The organism is Synechococcus sp. B60.1, assembly GCF_047462555.1.
In the GTDB taxonomy this organism is placed as follows: Bacteria; Cyanobacteriota; Cyanobacteriia; order Thermostichales; family Thermostichaceae; genus Thermostichus.
Map to the genome: position 1 here is coordinate 1 of NZ_JANSJN010000047.1, position 20,614 is coordinate 20,614.

At 61.6% G+C, this 20,614-nt stretch carries 17 protein-coding genes; 5 read left to right on the plus strand and 12 right to left on the minus strand.

Features of this window, described 5'->3' with window-relative positions:
• The first annotated feature begins 109 nt into the window (after positions 1 to 109).
• Entirely contained in the window at positions 110 to 535 is a 426-nt protein-coding gene (locus NW863_RS06880) for a hypothetical protein (protein ID WP_414365478.1), read from the plus strand.
• A 258-nt stretch (positions 536 to 793) separates the two neighbouring features.
• Positions 794 to 1,840 (plus strand): hypothetical protein, encoded by a 1,047-nt coding sequence (locus tag NW863_RS06885; protein ID WP_414365480.1) that lies wholly within the window; start codon positions 794 to 796, stop codon positions 1,838 to 1,840.
• A gap of 96 nt (positions 1,841 to 1,936) precedes the next feature.
• On the opposite strand, the gene NW863_RS06890 is transcribed toward NW863_RS06885, so the two are convergent.
• From NW863_RS06890 to NW863_RS06915, 6 genes are all read right to left on the minus strand, one after another.
• Positions 1,937 to 2,203: a hypothetical protein gene (locus NW863_RS06890; RefSeq protein ID WP_414365481.1), complete on the minus strand. Its 267-nt coding sequence runs from the start codon at positions 2,201 to 2,203 to the stop codon at positions 1,937 to 1,939.
• Positions 2,200 to 2,517, minus strand: coding sequence for a hypothetical protein (locus tag NW863_RS06895; protein ID WP_414365483.1), 318 nt, complete (start codon positions 2,515 to 2,517; stop codon positions 2,200 to 2,202). Before NW863_RS06895 ends, NW863_RS06890 begins: the two co-directional genes overlap by 4 nt.
• Before the next feature lie 9 nt (positions 2,518 to 2,526).
• Complete coding sequence (locus tag NW863_RS06900) at positions 2,527 to 4,356, minus strand: proline--tRNA ligase (RefSeq protein ID WP_414333119.1); 1,830 nt, start codon at positions 4,354 to 4,356, stop codon at positions 2,527 to 2,529.
• A 108-nt stretch (positions 4,357 to 4,464) separates the two neighbouring features.
• Entirely contained in the window at positions 4,465 to 7,572 is a 3,108-nt protein-coding gene (gene infB / locus NW863_RS06905; RefSeq protein WP_414365485.1) for a translation initiation factor IF-2, read from the minus strand.
• Between the two features lie 385 nt (positions 7,573 to 7,957).
• Entirely contained in the window at positions 7,958 to 8,275 is a 318-nt protein-coding gene (locus tag NW863_RS06910) for a YlxR family protein (protein WP_414365486.1), read from the minus strand.
• A 34-nt stretch (positions 8,276 to 8,309) separates the two neighbouring features.
• Complete coding sequence (locus NW863_RS06915; RefSeq protein ID WP_414365488.1) at positions 8,310 to 9,344, minus strand: HD domain-containing phosphohydrolase; 1,035 nt, start codon at positions 9,342 to 9,344, stop codon at positions 8,310 to 8,312.
• Between the two features lie 249 nt (positions 9,345 to 9,593).
• On the opposite strand from NW863_RS06915, the gene NW863_RS06920 reads away from it, so the two are divergent.
• Together NW863_RS06920 and NW863_RS06925 are read left to right on the plus strand one after the other, a co-directional pair.
• Positions 9,594 to 9,992 carry a DUF4346 domain-containing protein gene (locus NW863_RS06920; protein ID WP_414365489.1) on the plus strand — a complete coding sequence of 133 codons (399 nt, stop codon included), beginning with the start codon at positions 9,594 to 9,596 and terminating at the stop codon, positions 9,990 to 9,992.
• A gap of 84 nt (positions 9,993 to 10,076) precedes the next feature.
• A complete protein-coding gene (locus tag NW863_RS06925; protein ID WP_414365491.1) occupies positions 10,077 to 12,917 on the plus strand; it encodes a tetratricopeptide repeat protein in 2,841 nt (946 codons plus the stop codon).
• On the opposite strand, the gene NW863_RS06930 is transcribed toward NW863_RS06925, so the two are convergent.
• The 4 genes from NW863_RS06930 to NW863_RS06945 form a co-directional block, all read right to left on the minus strand.
• A complete protein-coding gene (locus tag NW863_RS06930; protein ID WP_414365493.1) occupies positions 12,914 to 14,533 on the minus strand; it encodes a copper resistance CopC/CopD family protein in 1,620 nt (539 codons plus the stop codon). The genes NW863_RS06925 and NW863_RS06930 overlap by 4 nt on opposite strands.
• Before the next feature lie 19 nt (positions 14,534 to 14,552).
• Positions 14,553 to 15,140 carry a YcnI family protein gene (locus NW863_RS06935; RefSeq protein ID WP_414349076.1) on the minus strand — a complete coding sequence of 196 codons (588 nt, stop codon included), beginning with the start codon at positions 15,138 to 15,140 and terminating at the stop codon, positions 14,553 to 14,555.
• Positions 15,141 to 15,202: 62 nt separating this feature from the next.
• Positions 15,203 to 15,535 (minus strand): hypothetical protein, encoded by a 333-nt coding sequence (locus NW863_RS06940; RefSeq protein WP_414365495.1) that lies wholly within the window; start codon positions 15,533 to 15,535, stop codon positions 15,203 to 15,205.
• Positions 15,535 to 15,816, minus strand: coding sequence for a c-type cytochrome (locus NW863_RS06945; protein ID WP_414365496.1), 282 nt, complete (start codon positions 15,814 to 15,816; stop codon positions 15,535 to 15,537). The genes NW863_RS06940 and NW863_RS06945 overlap by 1 nt, the downstream gene beginning before the upstream one ends.
• 211 nt (positions 15,817 to 16,027) lie before the next feature.
• Between NW863_RS06945 and dnaG the strand changes: the two genes are divergently transcribed.
• A complete protein-coding gene (dnaG, locus tag NW863_RS06950; protein ID WP_414365498.1) occupies positions 16,028 to 17,935 on the plus strand; it encodes a DNA primase in 1,908 nt (635 codons plus the stop codon).
• Between the two features lie 26 nt (positions 17,936 to 17,961).
• Here dnaG and NW863_RS06955 read toward each other — a convergent pair whose 3' ends face one another.
• Entirely contained in the window at positions 17,962 to 19,167 is a 1,206-nt protein-coding gene (locus NW863_RS06955) for an NAD(P)/FAD-dependent oxidoreductase (protein WP_414365500.1), read from the minus strand.
• Between the two features lie 109 nt (positions 19,168 to 19,276).
• Complete coding sequence (locus NW863_RS06960) at positions 19,277 to 20,254, minus strand: alpha-ketoacid dehydrogenase subunit beta (protein ID WP_414365502.1); 978 nt, start codon at positions 20,252 to 20,254, stop codon at positions 19,277 to 19,279.
• Positions 20,255 to 20,614 lie beyond the last annotated feature (360 nt).

Consider the following 20,614-nt stretch of genomic DNA (forward strand, 5'->3'; position numbering starts at 1 on the left):
TTTGGGAACAATACAAGCAGGCGAGGAAGGACATCCCAATTTTGTCCAAGGGGCGTTCTGAGGCAGAAGCATGAGGTACGCGAAACGAAGCAAAAGAATCGGCTTGATCATGGCCGCTTTGTCAGCCTGGGTGGGTGGACACCGTGCTGTCGCTCAGCCTGCCTTTCAGACGGTGCCGCTGCCGCGCCTGCCGGTGGGTGTGGATCAATCGGTTTTCGATCGCCCGGTGGCTCGCTTCAACCCCAACCTGCCTGCCGAGCTGGTGATCCGCAATCGTACCGGCCTGCCTCTGGAATACGGCTTTACCGATCCGCGCCAGGACATCTCGGAACTTCCGCCGGGAGAAACGCTGCGCATAGGCAATCTACCCATCCCCAATTGCATGGCCATCAACACGCCAATGTTGGCTCCGGTGGGCTACCGGGTGAGCGTGGATCCCTTGAATGTCATCACCGTAGAAGTGCGCCTGGTCAACGATGTCTCCGGCGACCATTGTCTCGATTTACAAGAGACAGGCGCTATTTTCGTGAATTGATGCCAGCTTGAACGGGCAAAATGTAGCCTCTGGGCTTTCGCGGCTGCTTTCTCATCCTTGCCCTAGGCGTTAGATGGCAGTTAACCTTACCTAAATCTGACACTGGGGTTGGGTCTAGGGAAGAGCCAGGCGGAGGTGTAGGCGTATCGACAGCAATCGACCCCTGTGACAGGATGCAAACAGGAGGTCTAGGTTGACTTTGCTCCGCCTCTGGGCTACTCACCTATAGGCCAGCTTAACCTTATTTTGGATGGTCTCATGAGCGATAACTTGTATTCTTGGTTTCCCCGTGCCTTGCTGATCGGCGCTGCTGTTGTGGGGTTGTCGGGCCCGCCGGCAAGGGCTCAGCAAATTACGGATCCCAACCCGGCTCAAGCGGCCACTAATGTGGAGCCCACCTCGCCGATCTCGGCTTCTTTTCGTAGCCAAGATGGGGTCAGCGTGCGCCCGGAGACGGTGCGGGTTTTTCTGGACGGCAAAGATGTTACTGCTGAGTCGGTGATTACCCGGGATTTCTTCACCTACCGTCCTGCCCAGCCCTTGCCGCCGGGACGGCGGGAAGTCCTGCTGGAGTTCACCAACACCCAGGGGGTGACCCGCCGTGTTACCTGGAGCTTCACCGTGGGTAGCCCCGTCCGCGCCTCTATCGACCTGGTGGATCACAACGCCGGCAATCGCCCCTTGGCCGCGGGCGAGATCCTGCTGGTAACTGTCAAGGGCACTCCCTCCAGCCGAGTAACCGTTTACCTTGTCCAGGACGGACGGCAGGTGCAAACTCTGCCAGCTCAGGAAGTTTCCAGCGGCACCTATGTGGTCAATGCCTTGATTGAGCCGAAGGATACTACCCGTGAGGGGATCGTCATCGCTCGCTTAGAAAACAACGGCCAGGTGCGCTTTATGACTGCAGAGCAGCCGGCCCGCCTGATCGAGGGGGCTACTGGGGGCGTCCAGCGGCTCACCACCCAAGAGGTTTCCGCGACGATCAGCCCCTCCAGCCTGCTGCCCCAGATCACCAACTTGCGCGATGGGGATCGGGTTGCCGGCTCTTCCTTTACGCTGCAAGGCACCACGGCTCCCAATGCTTCCGTGCGGGTGAATGTAACGGCTTCGACCTCGCTGGGGGGCATCATCAGCGCCCAACAGACGGTGACCAACCAAACCGTGCAAGCCGATGCCCAAGGCCGCTTCACCGTTACGGTGCGGCCGCCCATTCCGGCCTCCGGCACCGTGTATCAGATCAATCTCACGGCCACCTCTGGCAACCAAACCAGCCCGACGGTGACCTTGCGCCTCACCCAGCAGTAGGCTGTCCACTTGGTTGGACTGAGGTTGTCGGCCTGCCGGTCTGGCAGTGGCGGCCAAGCTCCCCTCTCCCAGAGGGAGAGGGGCTGGGGGTGAGGGTCAATCGGAAGGCGGCTGAGAGACTTTTGGGTTCTCAGAGTTTGCAGTTGGCAGGGCCTCTTGGACGCGGGTTGGGGAAAGCGAAGACCGCTGTTGCCAGCGCCACAGGATCCCGGCCATGACCAAGGTGGGCGAGACGATCATGGCGAGGATCACCGGCAGGGTCTCCGGCAAGGCCAGATAGGGGCCACCGCATTTGATCGCCGCGCTGATAACCGCAGCGGCCACCATCAATTGCAGGGCAAACCAGAGGGTTTTGGGTTTCATGGTTGGCTGGGATCCCCTACCATGGCCGTGAGGATACCGGCAACGCTCTCCAGATCTTCCGGTACTCGGTACAAGGTCAAGTCTTGTCGGATTGTCTGTGGATCCCCAAGGATCTGTCCGAATTGCCAGGTAGATCCGATGGTGACGGCGCCGTAGATCTGCGTTTGCGGCTCCACCTGGGCCAGGGCGATCATCTCCACCGCCATTTGGACAAAAGCCCGCGTCAGATCGTCCTTTTTGGCTTCCACCACCAGCAGGATGTTCTTGCCGCGCAATAGATAATCGAGGCTGCCTTTCAGCATTGGTGACGACAAAAGCCCTACTCAATCTGGCACGGCTAGGGCAGCAGCAATCCGCTCTTTCAGGGTAGCCACCACTTCCTCAATGGGAATTTCTACCGCTTGGCCGGTGGCCCGCTCGGCCAATTCCACCTTGCCCTGCTTAAGACTGCGCCCGGTGGTAAGGCGGTAAGGGATCCCGATGAGATCCGCATCTTTGAACTTGACGCCGGCCCGCTCGTCCCGGTCGTCCCAGAGGGTCTCGATGCCGGCAGCAGCCAGTTCCTGCACCAACTTTTCCGCCACCTGCATCTGCTCCGGGTCGGAGACGTTAGGCACCACCACCACCACGTGATAGGGGGCAATGGCCACCGGCCAGATGATCCCATGGGCATCGTGGGATTGTTCCACCGCCGCCTGGGCCAGGCGCGATACCCCAATGCCGTAGCAGCCCATCCACAGCGGCTGCTCGACGCCCTGCTCGTCGGTAAAGGTGGCCCGCATCGGCAGCGAAAACTTGAGGCCCAACTGGAAGATGTGCCCAATCTCGATGCCACGGGCGGTTTCCAGAATCTGGTCGGGGTTGAGCAGACAGCGATCCCCCGCCTGGGCTTTGCGCACGTCCACCACCTCCGGCAGAGGGTACTGCTCGCCCCAGTTGGCCCCCACCACGTGCCGCCCCACCTGGTTGCTGCCGGTTACAAAGTTTTTCAGCAGGGCTGCCGTCTGGTCAACTAGGCGCAAGATCTGAGGGGCAAAGTGTTTCTGCCGGCCCAGGCAGCTATCCGGTAGGTCGGGGGCGATGTAGCCCACCGGGATCGGATCCCCTTGCCAGCTTTTCTGGATCTCCGCGTCCGCCAGGGTGAGGGTGAGCAATTTGTGGGCCTGGTAACGCTCCGCCAGACGGCTGAGGTGGTTGGCCAGTTTTACCTCATTCACCTCTTGATCGCCGCGAATGCTCAGCAGCACCACCACCCGCAGGCCGTTGTCGTAAAGGGCTTGGTAGAGGACGTTTTTGACAATCAGAGTGGGGGAGATCTTCAAGAAATCGGCCAGCTTCTCGATGGTTTCGGTTCCCGGCGTGTCCAGAACCTGGAAGGTGGTGTAGGGGGAGTCTGCTGCCGGTGGCGGAAGGGAGACGGCCTTCTCCACATTGGCGGCATAAGAGCCATCGGGGGTGTAGAGGATCTCGTCTTCGCCGGCAGAGGCCAACACCATAAACTCCTGAGAAGCCGCGGATGGCCCGCCAATGGCTCCGGCGTCGGCATCCACCACGCGAAACTCCAGCCCGCAGCGGCGCAGGATGCGGCTGTAGGCCCGGTACATGTCCTGGTAGGTCTGGCGCAGGCTCTCTTCGTTGGCGTGGAAGGAGTAGGCGTCTTTCATGATGAATTCCCGCCCACGCATCAGGCCAAAGCGGGGCCGGATCTCGTCGCGGAACTTGGTCTGGATTTGATAGAGGGTCTGCGGCAACTGGCGATAGGAGCGGATCAGATCCCGCGCCAGCAGGGTGATCACCTCTTCATGGGTGGGGCCCAGGGCCTGCTCGCGTCCCTGCCGATCTTTGAGGGCAAACATGATCCCTTCGGCTTGGGTGTACACGTCCCAGCGGCCCGATTCCCGCCAGATCTCCGCCGGCTGCAACTGGGGCAGCAGACACTCCTGAGCGCCAATGGCGTTCATCTCTTCCCGGACAATGTCCGAGATCTTCTGCAGCACCCGCCAGAGGAGCGGCAAATAGGTGTAGATCCCCGGGGAGAGCCGCCGGATAAAGCAGCCCCGCAGCAGCAACTTGTGGCTGGGCAGTTCTGCTTCGGCGGGATCCTCCCGCAGCGTCACAAACAACATCTGGCTCAGTCTCTGGCTCTGTTGCATCCATTTCCTCCCTCTGGCCACTTAAGATTTTCTCCATTGCTTTGGGGGGAAACTCTCCCCAGGGATCCCTTGGGGCTGGGATCCCTGAAACTCTACCACCGGCTGGGACTAGGCAGGAGCCAGTGTCCGTCGCTTGGTGACCATCTGGTAGACCTCGATGATGTCCCCCTCTTGCCAAGCGTGGAACTTCTCGATGCCGATCCCGCACTCGAAACCGGCGGCCACCTCCCGCACGTCGTCCTTGAAGCGCTTGAGGGAGTCGAGGCGTCCTTCGTAAACCACCTCCCCTTTGCGGCGAACCCGCACCAGAGCATTGCGCTGCACCTTGCCGGAGAGCACGTAGCTGCCGGCAACCGCACCGCGGCTGATGGGGATCACCATACGCACTTCCGCCTGGCCCAAGGGCTCTTCCACCTCCTCCGGCTCCAGCAGGCCCTCCATCGCTGCCCGCAAGTCGTCCAGCAGGTTGTAGATGATGTCGTATTCGCGCACATCCACCCCCTTGTCGTCGGCAGCCTGCCGCGCGCCGGGGGCGAAGGTGGTGTTGAAACCGAGGATAATGGCGTCGCTAGCTGCCGCCAAATCCACGTCAGTCTCTGTAATCTCCCCAGGGGCCGCCAGCAGCACCCGCAACCGCACTTCCTCTTGGGGCAGCTCCTGCAAAGCCGTCTGGATGGCCTCGGCGGATCCCTGGACATCCGTCTTGATAATGAGGTTCAGCTCCTTGAGCTGGCCTTCCTGAGCCTTGGCAGAGATGCTGCCCAAACTCACCCGCCGCGACAGCAGCGCCTGTTGCAGACGGGCTTGCCGCAGCGCTTCCGCCCGCTCCTCAGCAATCCGCCGGGCTTCTTTCTCGTCGGTGTACACCTGGAACTCATCCCCCGCCGCCGGCACCTCCTCCAGGCCCAACAGTTGCACCGCTGAAGAGGGCCCGGCTTCCTGCAGCCGCTGGCCGCGGTCGTCCATCATGGCTTTGACTCGGCCCAGCACAGCGCCGGCCACCAGGGTATCGCCCACCCGCAGGGTACCGTTCTGCACCAGCAGAGTCGCCACCGGGCCGCGGGCCTTGTCCAGGTGGGCTTCGATCACGGTGCCGCGGGCGGGCCGGTTGGGGTTGGCCTGCAGCTCGGCCACATCCGCCACCAACAGGATCATCTCCAGCAGCGCGTCTAGGTTGCGGCGGGTAAGGGCGCTGACCTCTACCATGGGCGTGTCGCCACCCCACTCCTCCGGCAACAACCCGTGCTCCGCCAACTGCTGCTTGATGCGCTCCGGCTGGCTGCCGGGCTTGTCGATCTTGTTGATGGCCACGATGATCGGCACCTGGGCCGCCCGAGCGTGGCTGAGGGCCTCCAGCGTCTGCGGCTGCACCCCGTCATCGGCAGCCACCACCAAAACGGCAATGTCGGTGACGCGGGCACCGCGGGCGCGCATGGCGGTAAAAGCCTGGTGGCCGGGAGTATCCAGGAAAACAATGCGTCGCTTCTGGCCTTCAAAGTCCACGTCCACGTGGTAGGCGCCGATGCGCTGGGTGATCCCGCCCGCCTCGCCCTGGGCCACATTGGTGTGGCGGATGGCATCGAGCAGGGTGGTTTTGCCGTGATCCACGTGGCCCATGATGGTCACCACTGGCGGACGGGGCACCAGATGCTCGATGTCCTCCAGATCGAGCATCTCGGTTTTCTTAGCTTTGGGCTCTGCCTCGGGCCGACGCACTTCGTAGCCCAACTCTTTGGCTACCGACTCAGCCAGCGACTCGTCCAAAACCTGGTTGATGGTCACCCTCACTCCTTTGAAGAAGAGGGTTTTGATGATCTCGGTTTCGGCCACCCGCAGGCGGCGGGCCAATTCCTGCACGGTGAGGCTGCCCTCCAGGAGCAATACCTTCTCTTCTGGCAAGGATTCTGCTGCCGCCTCAGGAGCGCTAGCTTCGGCAGAGGCCGATGGCCGCTGGGGGCGGTTAGCAGCCGGGCGAGGGCGAGCGGCGGGAGCAGCCGCTGCCGCGGGCGGACGATAGGAGGGGGGCTTGGCGGTGGGGCGCGCCAAGGGTTTGAGAGCGTTCAGCTCCGCCTGCTTGACAGCGGAGATGACGGTCAAGGGATCCAAATCCAGAACGTCTCCGTCTCCTTCCTCTCTTCTGCGGCTGCGTTTGCGCTTGGCCTGAGTGCGGCTGGCCCGTCGTTCGAGGGCTTGCAGTTCCTCGTCCTCTTCTTCTACCGTCTTGCGCTTGATTTTGGGCGCAGCAGGCCGCACGGGAGCTTCAGCCAACACCGGGGTGGGGCGTTCCTCAGGGATCCCTTCTGGTAAGCGAGGGGAAGCAGCTGGCTCAGGGGGAACAGGCTTAGCCACAGGACGGGTAGGAGGCCCTACCAATTCCAGCCGCCGCTGCGGACGAGGAGCCTCCTCAGCTTTGCCGCTGCCGGAGCTCTCTTCCTTCTTGACCACTGGCGGGCGTGGCTCGGGACGAGTGCCAGGGCGAACAGGCGCCCCCACCAATTGCGGACGCGGGCGCTGCCCAGCTTGAGGGGGAGAAACCTTTTCCTCGGCAGGACGAGAGGTAGGAGCGCCGCTGGGGGAGGGCGCCTCCGAAAGGTCGTGGCGACCGGATTCAGAGGCCCGTTGCGGTGGCTCGGGCCCAGAGGCGGCTCGTCGAGGGGGAGGGAGCACCGTCGGTCGCTTGGCCGCCGGAGCGGGGCTGGGTTCGGAGCTGCCGGCTTTGGCAGCAGCCTCAGGGCGAGTCGGAGGAGCTGCCGGCTGCGGCTCCTGGGCAGCCGGGCGCACAGGCGGATCGACTTGTCGCCGCGGCGGGCCTATCAATTCTAGGCTGCCACCGGTGGACCCTTTTTCGGAGGAGACCTGGTCGGGTCGCTGCAGCGAAGGCTTGGAAGAACTGGCCTCACCAGCAGCAGCTTGCTGCTGAGCAGGAGCAGGCCGGCGAATGCCGACAATGTGCTGAGAGCGCTCACTTGCTTTGGCTTCGACGGGAGACTGCGGTTGAGAGCTCTCAGGCTGCAGCTTGGGCCGGAGCCGGGGACGAGTCGGTTTCACAACGCGAGGTTCACCCAGTTTGCTGCGCACCAACTCGGCTTGCTCTGGAGAAATGGTGCTGCTATGGCTTTTGAAAGGGATCCCCAACTGCTCACAAGCCTCTAGCACCTCGCGATTGTCACGTCCCAGTTCGCGGGCAATGTCGTAAAGTCTGACTTTATCGGTCATTCGTCTGTTAGCCTCTGCTCCTTTCTCCTTGTCAGTTTTACAATCCAGATAATTAGTGGGTAGGAGTAAACCTGTTGGGTGTGTAGGTGCTTCCTCCGGTACATCGAGAATGTCTCGTCAATCCTTCCAAGGGTGGAGACTGGAGGGAATCCAAGTCCGAAGCTGCTTTGAAAGCATCCGCAGGGGACATAAAGTGTAAGACAACCGGGGAAGGAACCAACATCAACAGCGCTTTTAGAATAACCTTTTTGCGGCTCATACAGGCCGGCCGCGGCTAACTCAACCAACCCCTATTCTGACAGTTGAGAGGGGCTACCGTGTAGTTCGCGACTGGATGAGCCTGAAAAGGTGTTTCAATATCTTACTTGGCCAATTCTGGAGCTGCCTAGGTTTTGTCTAAAGCGCTTGCCCCCGGAGCTAAGGTTTCCTGGGGGCTCTGGGCCTTAGCATCGCACAGCAGTTGCTGCTCCAGCAGTTGCCACAGCGAGTCGGGCACTGCTGCCTTGAGAGCTCTGCTGAGCTGCTGCTTCCGCCGCGCTGCCCGCAGACATTCTAGCCGGCGACACAGGTAGGCAGAACGGCCCATGCCCTTGTCCAGAAGCACCTGGTGAGTATCGTATTGCCTAACCAGCCGCCACAGTTGGGAGCGGGGAAACAACTGGCGACAACCTACACAGCGCCGTAGAGGATCCCTGCTGACCAAAGGATCTTGTCTTGAAGGGCCTACCTACCCCAGCCTACTCCAACTGGGGCAGTCGTGACCTCAGAAATTCAAAGAAACGCTCCACCAAGTAGGGATCCCGCCAGCCCTTGGCCGTTTCTTCCCGCAGGATGTCCATGGCTTCTTGGACAGTGAAGGCTCGCTTGTAGGGTCGCTCCGAGGTAAGGGCGTCGTAGATATCGGCAATCTGGAAGATGCGGGCCACCAGTGGGATCTCTTCTCCCTTGAGGCCATCGGGATAGCCGCTGCCGTCCCAGCGCTCGTGGTGGTGGCGGATGAGGGGCAGCACATCCTTCATGGTGCGCAGCGGGCGGCAGATCTCCTCCCCGATCAAGACGTGGGATTTCATCACCTCCCACTCTTCCGGCGTGTGTTTGCCCGTTTTGCTCAAAATGGCGTCGGGTATGCCCACTTTGCCGATGTCGTGCAGATAGGCTCCCCAGGTCAGCGCCTTGATCAAGGGACGGGGTAGCTGGAGAAACTCACCGAAGGCCTTGGCCAGTTGTGCCAGACGCTCACAGTGATCCCCGGTGGTGGGATCCCGGCTTTCTACGCTGCGGGCAATGGCAAATAAAACCTGGGCAGCATGATCCAGGTCTTCATTGAGGTGCTTTTGGTAAACGAGGAACCGCACCCGCGCCAGCAATTCCGCCTCATCAAAGGGCTTGCTCAGGAAGTCATCGGCTCCGACCTCGATGCCACGCACGCGGTTTTTGCGGCCGCCGGCCGCTGTAATCAACACCACCGGGATTAAGCGGGTCTCCTCATCGGCCTTGATGCGCCGACAGACCTCGAACCCATCCAATCCCGGCATCATCACATCCAACAAGATCAGATCCGGCTGCAAGGTTGGCAGCATCTGCAGGGCTTGCTGGCCGTTTTCCGCCTCGCTGACGCGATAGCCAATGCTCTCCAACAGATCCCCCAGCAACAGGCGACTGTGGGGCTGATCGTCCACGATGAGGAGATGGCCCGCCGGCTCCTGCTCTCCAGAAGGTGTTATCTCAGGGATTCCAACCCCCACTAGCCTCTCAGCTTGGGCCGATTGCATCTTGGCAGAGACTATCCCTAGCTCGCTGCCTCTAGCGTAATCTCAGCTCCCACTGGCAAGCATCCGCCTTTCCACTGAACTTGCTTTAAGCCGCCGCCAATTGCTTAACCAAAACCCTGGCCAACAAGGGGGCTTTTTCTGCAGCAATCGAACTCTCCAGGGAGCCCATTTCTCAGCCACAATGGGGATAATGTAAGGTAGTCTTGGCTACGTTGGCACCCGTTTTGTGAGCTTCTTGGCAACTTTACCATGTCGTCTTTTTCCTCTGAGTCTTTGCGGGAGCAGGTGCGCTGCATTGATGACCAGCTTTCCCGCCGACCCCTGGAGCTCGATCCGGCAGGCTACTTTGTTATCTACGTTGATCGGCAGCAGCAGCTCATTTGCGCCAAGTATTACAGCACCGTGATCAACGAGCGGGGACTGGCCACCGACCCGGAGACGGGGGCGGTGATCCCAGCGCGGGGGCCAGTCAATCGCTCCCCACAGCGGGTGTACGTCGGGCGGACGGCCAAGGAGTTGTGTGTCCAGATCTTTGAAAAAGAAAGCGAAAAGGTCGTCTCCCAGCTTAGCCACGCTGCCTACCTAGGACGGGAGTTCCAGAAGGCAGAAGCAGCCTTGATCTCCGGTGAAGAGTACGTGCAGGACTAGGGGCAAGCTCGCTGCAGGCGAGCAGCCTGTGGCAGAATCGAGCCAGCTTGCCGTGACCAAGATCACAGCGGGGCGAGCTGGATCATGGACGACAAGGTTAAGCCGGGAACCATTCTGCGGGGGCGCTACGAAATCCTGGGCCTTCTGGGGCAGGGGGGGTTTGGGGTTACCTACAAGGCCGTAGATCGAGATACCTTCAGCACCCCCTGCGTAGTTAAGCGCCTGCGCCCCCTCTCCACGGATCCCTATACCCTGGCCACGGCTCGCAAGCTGTTTGAACGGGAAGCCAAAGTTCTCAACCAACTCAACCACTACGACCGGGTGCCCCGCCTCTTGGCCCACTTCGAGCAGGATCAGGAGTTCTACTTAGTCGAGGAGTTCATTGCCGGCCACGATCTCGGCCAAGAGCTGGTGGCCGGCCAGCCCCTGAGCGAGGCGGAGGTCGTCAAACTGCTGGGGGAGATCCTGGAGATCCTCCGCTATGTCCACGCCCGTCAAATCGTGCATCGCGACATCAAGCCAGCCAACCTGATGCGCCGCGATTCCGACGGCAAGTTGGTGTTAATTGACTTTGGGGCGGTGAAGGAGGTGGGCCGGTTGGTCAGCCCGGCTCCTGGCCAAACCCAGCTGGCAACAGTCATCGGCTCGGTGGGCTACATAGCCCCGGAACAGCTTGCCGGCAAGCCGCAGCCCTGTAGCGACATCTACTCAGTCGGAGTGCTGGCCATTCAGGCGCTGACTGGGCGCCCCCCCACCAAGATCCCAGACGATCCCCGCACTGGCCAGCTTCTTTGGCGGGATCTGGCCCCAGTTAGCGAGGCGCTAGCGGTAATTTTGGATCGCATGATCTGTCCCCGCTGGCAAGAGCGCTTTCAGTCGGCGGCTGAGGTGCTAGAGGCGCTGCGGCCCCTGCTGCCTGTTTCCAACGAAGCTGTGGCTTCTGATCTTTCGGTAGACCAGGTTTTGGCAGCGCGCCTCTTGGTCCGTGGCCAAGAGAAAGCCCGCCAAGGGGATCTCCAAGGGGCGATTGCCGACTACACCCTGGCCATTCAACTGGATCCCCAGAATAGCCGCGCCTACAGCCAGCGGGGCAGCGCCCGCTACAAAACTGGCGACTGGGCAGGAGCAGTTGAAGATTTCACCCGCGTCATTCAACTGGCGGGGGGAGAGGCCCGCACCTATTTCAACCGTGGCCTGGCCCGCTACCGGCTAGGGGACTATGAAGGGGCAGTTGCCGATTATACCCACGCCCTCCGCCTCAATCCCCACTGGGCAGTGGCCTACTACAACCGCGGCAACGCCTACCGGCAGCTTGAGCAGCCGCAGCAAGCGATTGAGGATTATTCCCGCGCCCTTGAGCTCAACCCTGAGGAGGTGCGGGCTTATTTTAACCGCGGCGTGGTGCGCGGCTATCTCGGGGATGCCCAGGGGGCAGCGGCAGATTTCTCCGAAGTCCTCAAGCGGGATCCGCAGGATGGCGAAGCCTACTTTAACCGGGGAGTGGCGCGGGCGCAGTTGCTGGACTTCCAGGGAGCGATAGAGGACTACACCCAGGCGCTACAGTTGGATCCCGGTCACAGTAAGGCCTACTACCGCCGCGGCCTGGCCCGGCAAGCGGTGGGGGATGTCCAGGGGGCCATTGAGGATTTCTCTCAGGCCATTGCGCTACAGGCTGCTGGAAGCTCTGAAGCAGAGGTGGCAGTGCAGGCGGAGCTCTATCTGCAGCGGGCTATGGCCTACCTGAGCAACAACGCCCTGGAGGCAGCGCTGGCGGACTGTGAACAGGCGCTCCGCCTTAACCCTGCACTAGCCCAGGCCTATTGCTACCGGGGGCTGGCTCGTCAGAAGTTGGGGGATCCGGCAGGCGCTTTAGCCGACTTCAACCGCGCCTTGGATCTGGATCCCCAGTTGGCCAAGGCCTACCTTAACCGCGGGATTGCCCATCGGGATCTGGGCCATCTGGAAGCGGCTCTGGCCGACTTGAGCCAGGCCATTGCTTTGGATCCCAGCGATGCCAGGGCCTACAGCAGCCGCGGCCAGGTTCACCGGCTTTTGGGGGATCCCTTGGCGGCGCTGCAGGACTACACAGCTGCCCTAGAGCGGGATCCCCATAACCCGCAGCTCTACTTTGACCGCGGCCAGATCCATTTTGAGCAAGAAGAGTGGCTGGCAGCCTGTGAGGAGTTCTCCCAGGCGCTGCAGTGGGCAGGCCAGCCGGGGAGCCAGCGTGGGCTGGATCTGCTGGCTCGTATCCATCTATACCGAGGCCTGGCGCGGCAACGGCTGGGGGACTGGCAGGGAGCACTGGCGGATTTCACAGCCCTGATCCAAGCGCAGCCGCAGGCGTCTCAGGGATTTGCCCTGCGGGCAGCGGTACATCTGACTTTGGGCAACAAGGAGGCAGCATTGGCTGACCTTGACCAAGCTTTGAGCTGCAACTGCGACTGGGGCCTGGCGGATGCGGCCCTCGCCTACCGGCAGCGGGGGGATCTCCACCGGCAGGCCAACCGGCTACAGCAGGCCATTGCCGACTACACCCAGGCCCTGCTCTTGAATTCGCAGGAGCGCCACGCCCTCTTCTGGCGGGCCCTCCTTTGGGATCAGGCGGGGGAGATCGAGAGCGCGCTGGCCGACTACACCCAGCTCCTGCAACTGGAGCTGGATCCCCAAACGCGCCTCTGGGCCTTGAACAACCGCGGCTGGGCCTATGCCCAGCAGGGAGACTTTGCGGCAGCTATCCGCGACTACACGCAGGTTCTCCAACTGGACCCCAGCCATATCAAAGCCCACTGCAATCGCGCCCTAGCCCGCGCTGCCCTTGGTGACTGGCAAGGAGCCTGTCAGGACTTCCAAGCTGCCCTCCAGTTGCAGGGGTACCAAGGTCGCCTTGGGGAAGAAGAGGCTCACTCCCTAGGCAGCTCCTAGCGATCCCCCACCCTAAGCCTAACTTGCTCCCGTCGCTCCTCGAAGTCGCTCACTAGCAGCCTTACCCGGATCTGCCATTCTCCCGCTAAGGGCAAGAGGACATCTTCCACCTCAAACCGGCCAGGTTCTTTCGGCAGGGCCTGGCGCCGCAAAGGCGGGATCCCACGCGCGGGCAGGTCAAAGTCCAAGCTCAGCTCCTGGGCCGGGATCCCTTTGACTTCCACTTGCACCTTGTTGTTGCCGGGGCGACAGGGTCGGATCTGCAGGCGGAGGCTGCCTTCTGGCCAGCCCAATGTCGCTTGGCAGGCTGGCTCCCGGGGGAGTTCTGCTCCTTGCCCAGGAGGGGCTTGGGCCACTAGAAAGCTGGTTAAGGCCAGCACCAGAACTAGCCCCACCAACTCCAGGCGGACAATCCCCTGCAGGGATCGAGCCGCCGCCCAGCCCCCTGCCCGCAGCGCCGGCAGCAGCCGCAGCTTGTTGTGGGCGGCCAACCCTAGGATCATCAGCACCAGCAGCAGCTTGGCCCAGAGGTACTGCCCGTAGGGATGATCCCAGTCCCAGCCGCGGTGGATCCCGCCCATTCCCACCCCTGCCAGCACCAGCCCCGGCACGGCCCAGGTGGCCACGTCGGAAAACCGCTGGATGAGGCCTACTGCGGGGGGAGTCAACTCAAGGACTCCGTCCCGCTGGCGCGAATGGCTTAGCAGGCGCTCCAGCCCCCACAACCCCCCCAACCAAAAAGCCGAGCCGGCTAGATGCAGCCCCAAGAGGGCCATCGTCCCTGCTGGATACTCGCTGGTGAGGGCATGGCCGATGGGCAAAAACGAGCCAATCACCGCCATCGACCCCAATCCGTTGGCCCAGCCAGGGCCGCCCTCGCAGGCCCAGATCAGGATCCCCAGCCCCACCAGCCGCAGCCCCGTGCCCCAACCATAGGGAGAGGCCAGCACGCTCAGCAGCTCCGACCCGGCAAAGTGGGGGTAGAGCTGGGCCAGGTGCAAACTCAAAGCCACCAGCGTCAGGCTGAGGGTGAGCCAGGCAGCCGCAAAAGCCCAGGCCTCGGCAGAGAGCTCTATTTGATCTGCAGGGCCCGACCGCCCCCGCACCAGCCGCCACCAGCCCAGCACGCCCACCACAAACAGGCTGCCCAGGTAGATCCCCCAGCGCACTCCCACCAGCGGCCAATAGAAGGGATCCCCCGCTTGGGCTGCCCTCGCCGCCTGCAACAGCCCCGGATCCGCCGTCCCCACCTGAAAGGCAAACGAACCACTCACCGGATGGGAATCGGCAGAGATGGCCCGCCAACTGACGATGTAAACCCCCTCCGGGATCTCCGCCGGTAAATCCCCCTGCGGTGCGTTGCCCGTGCCGACCAAGTTTTCCAGGGGCAGCACCTGGCCGTTGCCGTCCAAAACCTGGAGCTGCGTGAGCTGCACAGGTTCATTGAAGACCAGCCGCACCTGCGCCGGCCCTTCCTGCAGGATTGCTCCATCTTCGGGAAAGGTGGAGAGCAAGCTGGCATGGGCAAAAACGGGCTGGATCCCGCCCACCCACAGCAGGGTGCCCAGGAGACCAACCCGAATCCAGAAGAGGATCCCTTTTTGCAAAAAAGACATGATTCCAGCGGCAACCCGGCTAGCGAGCGCCATGACCGTGGCTGTGTCCCTGTCCGTGGCCGTGGGTCTCTCCTTTGTCCGTCAGCTTCAGCAGCGGCGCCGGCTCTGGCAGGTTTTTGGGATCCTCCCCCGGCTGCGCCACCTGGATCCAGCGGTACATGCCTTGTTCACACTCCTGGATGACCGGGATGGGGATAGTCTCGCCGGGGCGATCCGGCAGCCTGAGGCTGAGGCTGAACTCATCCATGAACTCATCCGGCAGGGATCCGCCGCTCCAGATCACCTCGGCCACTGTTTCGGTGATCATCTTCCCGTGGGACTCGTAGGGCTTATCCAGCGGCTTTTTCACCGTCTCAATTTTCCAGAGGGGGTGCACCATCGGCTTTACCGAGGTGGCCCCTTCCGGGATCTGCACCCGCAGGCGAATGGTCGGGGAGCCATCGCAGCCATGGGGCACGCGGAAGGTGAGCTTGGCAACGCTGCCCGCCGGGGCCTCTTTGGGATGGACGGTCACATGGGCCCAAGCAGAAGAAAGGGGCACAACGCTCATTCCCAGGGCCAGCAGAGATTTCTTGGCCAAGGCGAGGTAACTGTGCCAACTGAACATTGTAAATACTCCTTAACAACGCCAGGTGGAAAGAGAACCGGGCAGGATCCGGCCAACAAAAGCTAAGGATGGGGATGGGATCCGTGGGATTCGGTCACGCTCATGCTGTGCTGACCCCAACTGGAAAGGCCCATGGACACCAGGCCGGCACTGGCCAAGCCCATCGACACCAGCCCAAAGGAGAGGGCGCCCATGGCCACCAGGCCGATGGAGAGAATGCCGTGGGTCACCACGCCGATGGCCACCACCCCATGGGCAGAAATGCCCACCGCCACCAAACCATGAGCCCCCACCCCAACCGACAAGATTTTGCGGCGGGATCCCTGTGCTCCACAGCTCTGCTCCTGCGGCATCTGAGGTGCCAGGGTCAGATCTTGAGTCCTCTCCTGGGCCATTAGCCTTTGCTCCAGTTGTGCTCAGCCCGGTCTAGAACGTAGGCGGCCACGGCTTCGATTTCTTCTGGCTTGAGAAGCTTGCCAAAAGCGGGCATGGCCCCTTTGCCGTTGCGCACCTGGGCCTGGATTAGCTCAGGGGTATCCACGTGGTACTCATGAAGAGCCGCCAGAGAGAGGTTTTTCGCCGCCACCAAACTGTTGCGCCCGTTCAAGTGACAGCCCACACACTTGGCTTGAAAGACCTTAGCTCCCAAGGCCAAATCCGGTTCCGCAGAAGCCACTTGTGGGCCCCAAAAGACAGCAGCACCGACCAGCAAAAGCAGCAAGAAAAGTTTGACAATCCGCATTTTCCTCTCAACAATCTGCAAAAGACCGTTCATGGAAAAATCCAGCTTTTGAAGCCAGACCATTATCTCCGGCAGGTCAGGTCAGGTCAAAAGACAGCCTGTCAAGTCCCCTGCAGGTACCATGGGGTGTAGGATCCCCAGGGTTATGAGCAGTCTGCCGCCAGACTTCATCCAGTTGGTGCGCCAGAAAGCCGACATCGTCGAGGTGGTGGCGGAAAAGGTGGTGCTGCGCAAGCAGGGGAAAAACTTTGTCGGCCTCTGCCCTTTCCACAACGACCACAAGCCCAGCTTTCAGGTCAGCCCCAGCAAGCAGATCTACAAGTGCTTCGCCTGCGGTGCCGGGGGAGATGTGATTCGCTTTATCAGCCAGACCGAGCACCTTTCCTTTGCCGACGCCGTGCGCCGCCTGGCCCAGCGCTACCACCTGCCCCTGCCGGAGCCAAAGGGATCCCTGTCCCAGGACTACGAGCGCCAACTCTCCCACCGGGAAAAGCTGCTGGAGATTTTGGCCCTGGCTGCCGATTTCTATCGGCATGCTCTCCGCTCCCAGGTGGGAGCTGCAGCCCGCGAGTATTTGCACAGCCGGCGCCTGAGCGAAGAGACTTGGCAAAAGTTTCAAATCGGCTTTGCTCCCCCTGGGTGGCAGTCGCTCTACGAATACCTGGTTAACCAGAAGGGTCAGCCGGTCAAGCTCCTGGAAGAAGCTGGCTTGCTGGTGCCGCGCCAGCAGGGATCTGGCCACTACGACCGCTTTCGCAACCGCATCATGCTGCCCATTTTTGATCCCCAGGGGCGGGTGATTGGCTTTGCCGGTAGAGCGCTGGGGGAGGAGCAGCCCAAATACCTCAACTCCCCGGAAACGGAGCTCTTTAACAAGAGCCAGGTGGTCTATGGCCTCAACTTTGCCCGCGAGGCCATTGCCAAGGCCGACCAGGTCTTGGTAGTGGAGGGCTACTTCGATGTCATCGCCCTACACCAAGCCGGGATTGCCTATGCCGTAGCCGCCATGGGCACGGCCCTGACGCCGCAGCAGGTCAAGGCCTTGCTGCGCTATACGCAGTCTAAGCGGCTCATTCTCAACTTCGATGCCGACCCCGCCGGGTTCAACGCCGCCAACCGGGCTATCGCAGCCATTGAAGAGCAAGCGCGGCGGGGGGAAATTGAGCTGCGCATCCTCACCCTCCCCGCTGGGAAAGATGCCGACGAGTTCCTGCGGCAGCACCCCGCTTCCCAATTGGAGGCCCTGCTGGCTCAGGCTCCCCTATGGCTGGATTGGCGGATTGAGCAGGTGCTGGCCGGTCGAGATCTCAGCCAAGCTGCCGATTTCCAGCAGGCCTATCAGGCGCTGGTGCACTTGTTGGCTGGCTTGGGCGGACAGTGGCGCTCTCTGTACATTCACAAGGTGGCGGAATTGCTTAGCCGCGGCAACGCCCGCCTTAGCCGCGACCTGGAAGAGGATCTGCGCCGTGCCGTACGCCAGCACCGCTGGGCTCAACCCCAGCAACTTTCTGCCAACAAGGGATCCAAACTGTTGCAAGCAGAGTCCCACCTTCTGCAGATCTTCCTGCATTTTGCCGAGTACCGCCGCGAGATCCGCCACACCTTGCTGGAGCGCGAGCTGCAATTTAGCTTCCGTCCCCACCGGGAGTTGTGGCAGCGGATCTTGGAGCTACTGGCGGCGCAACCGGAGCTGGAAGAGCAGGGAGAGGCTCTGCTGACGGCTTTGCGCACCCTCTGCGCCCAAGACGATGAGCTCAACGAGCGCCTTAGCCACCTGCTCTGGCTGGATGAAACAACCCGTATTGCCCTGATGCGCCCCCAGCTGGTGGTGCGCGCCGCCTTGGCCAACATGGAGCTGGAGATTCGCCAAAAGCGCTACCGCTACTGGACCCAGCTTTGGGATCAAGCCTTTTCCGAGGGCAACACCGCCCTTGCTGCCCAGTACCAGGCCAGTATTCAACAGGAATATCAAGCCATTCGGGCCTTGCAGCGCCAAGTCCAACTGAGCCTGGAAGACCTGCTGGAGACACCGCCGGCTGAGGAGGGGTCTTGAGCAAGGAGGGAGGATTCTTTTTGCCCCTATCCCTGAGGGAGAGGAGCAGCGGCTGAGGACCCAGCAAAGCGCGCTGGTGAGAGACTGGGAAGCCACTCATCGGCCTGTCCGTAGGCCTGCTGGGCAAAGCGGCGGGCCAAGGCCGGCACAATGGCCAAGGGGTTGCTGAAGCCGGAAAAGAGTTGCAGCCCTTCCCAGCCGGGCAGGGATCCCACCAGAGGGTGGTGATCGCTGCTAAAGGCCACTAAGCAGTGGCGCCAGCGCCCGGGCAAGTGAGCTACTGCCGGCAAGTAGCGCTCTGCTTGGGAGCGGATTTGCGCTTCGCTAGCGGCGGCATCCACCTCGGCCTGGGGATCCGTCAGCGCCCGACTGATCTGGCCCAGGCGAAGGCTGCCGTCTAGAAATTGCAGGATCCCGACATCCAAAATCGGCGGGCAGATCTCCTGCCCCGGCTTGTCCCAGAGGGGATCCCGGTCGGGGTGGCCGGCTTGCCGCTCTAGCTCCAGGCGCTGCACGGGCGCGCTCATGACGATGGTTCTCAACCGCACCTCTGCAGGCTCCAGCTCAAGGGATTCGGCGTGGGTGAAGTAGATAGGGGCCCAGATCCCGGCCTGGCGCAACAGAGCCCGTGTCCAGCCGCCGGCGCACACCACCACCTGGGCTGCCCCATAGCAGCCTGTAGGGGTCTCCACCCCCGTGATCTGCTGCCCCTGCCGCCGCAAGCCGGTTACGGTTTGCAAAAGTAGGGATCCCCCCAGGCGTTGAAAAGCCTTCTGAAAAGCCAGCGTCGTCAGCCAGGGGTGAATGTGGCCATGTCGCGCCCAGAGCACGCCCTCCAGGGCCAACGGATTCAAGAGGGGCTCCAGCTCACAGGCCGTCTCCACGGAAATGCGCTGGGGTGGGATGCGACAGTCAGCCAGATCCGCCTCCACATTTTCCACAGAGTAGCCAGGAGCAATCGGCAGGAGCAGATCCAGCTCGCGAAAGTGAATGTCTGCCTCCAGCTCCTCTGAGAGGGTGCGGTAACGGTGGATCCCTTCTTCCCCCAGGGCTTTGAGCAGGGGGGTTTTCCCCGCCCAATGGGCCAGGCCACCGTAGCTGTAGCGCGTGGCACTGGGCGGCAGCGCCTCCTTTTCAAGGAGAAGAACGGATCCTCCTTGACGGGCCAGCTCGTAGCTCAAGGCTGCTCCGGTGATCCCACCGCCGATGACGATCCAGTCGTAATTGGCCATGCTGCCCTCGTTGCCCTGAAGAAGAACCCAGCCTCCCTGAGTCCTGATTGAGTGTTCCCCCCGGTTCTCGCCGAAGTTCAACGGTGTTTGTTATAGAGTCATCTGGCGTTTATCCGTAGAGGAGCCGCTCCACCGCCGCCACAATATCTGCTGGCTGCACGATGGTGGCCGCTTCCAGCGTGCCGTTGTAGGGGGTGGGAATGTCTTGGGAAGCCAAACGCACTACGGGCGCGTCCAGCTCGTCAAACAGTTCTTCCATGATGCGGGCCGTCAGCTCTGCCCCAATGCCGCCCGTTTTCATGTCTTCTTCGACAATGACCACCCGGTGGGTTTTGCGCACCGAGGCGGCAATGGTCTCCATATCGAGAGGCTTGAGGGAGATCAAGTCAATAACCTCAGGGTCGATCTCCTGCTGCACTAGGGTGTCCACAGCTTTGAGCACGTGGTGGCGCATGCGCGAGTAGGTGAGGATGGTAACGTCAGAGCCCGTGCGGACAACTTCCGCCTTGTCTAGGGGCAACAGGTACTCCTCCTCCGGCAGGTCTTCTTTGAGGTTGTAGAGGAGCACATGCTCGAAAAAGAGAACGGGGTTGTCGTCGCGGATGGCCGACTTGAGCAGACCCTTGGCATTGTACGGAGTGGAGCAGGCTACGATCTTCAGGCCGGGCACCGCTTGAAAGTAGGCCTCCAGCCGCTGCGAGTGCTCGGCTCCCAACTGGCGTCCTACCCCGCCTGGCCCGCGGATCACCAGCGGGATCTTGAAATTGCCGCCAGACGTGTAGCGCAGCATGCCGGCATTGTTGGCAATTTGGTTGAAGGCCAGGAGCAAAAAGCCCATGTTCATCCCTTCCACCACCGGCCGCAAGCCGGTCATCGCTGCCCCGATGGCCAAGCCGGTGAAGCTGTTTTCGCAAATGGGGGTGTCCAGGAGGCGCATCTCCCCGTACTTGCGATACAGGTCTTTGGTGACTTTGTAGGAGCCGCCGTAGTGGCCCACATCCTCTCCGAGGACAAACACGTTGGGATCCCGAGCCATCTCTTCGTCGAGGGCGGCACGCAAGGCATTGTAAAGGAAGGTCTCGGCCATAGAGGGCAACTGTTGCTTAAAAAATGTTGCTAAACCTCCATTAAACCATTACGCCGGCAGGGATCCAAACCCCTTGCCCCTATCCAGGGATCCCGACCCCAGCAATGTTTCTAAGAGAGCACAAAAACGGTAGCAGCAGCTCCGCGAGCGCCTCGCCAAATCCCGCAAAGGCCGATTCCTTCGTTGACCCGCTCGATGCCTTGCCCCACAAGGCTTTCAGGCCTCTTGCCCCCCCTCTTCCAAGTTCTTTTTTGCCGTCTTCGACCGACCCCCTCGCAAATGGGTCTTGCATTCCTTGCCCCGCCTGGGTTTAATAGGGATAGAGTTCCCCCTTCGGGGGGATCCCTAGAAATTGGAAAC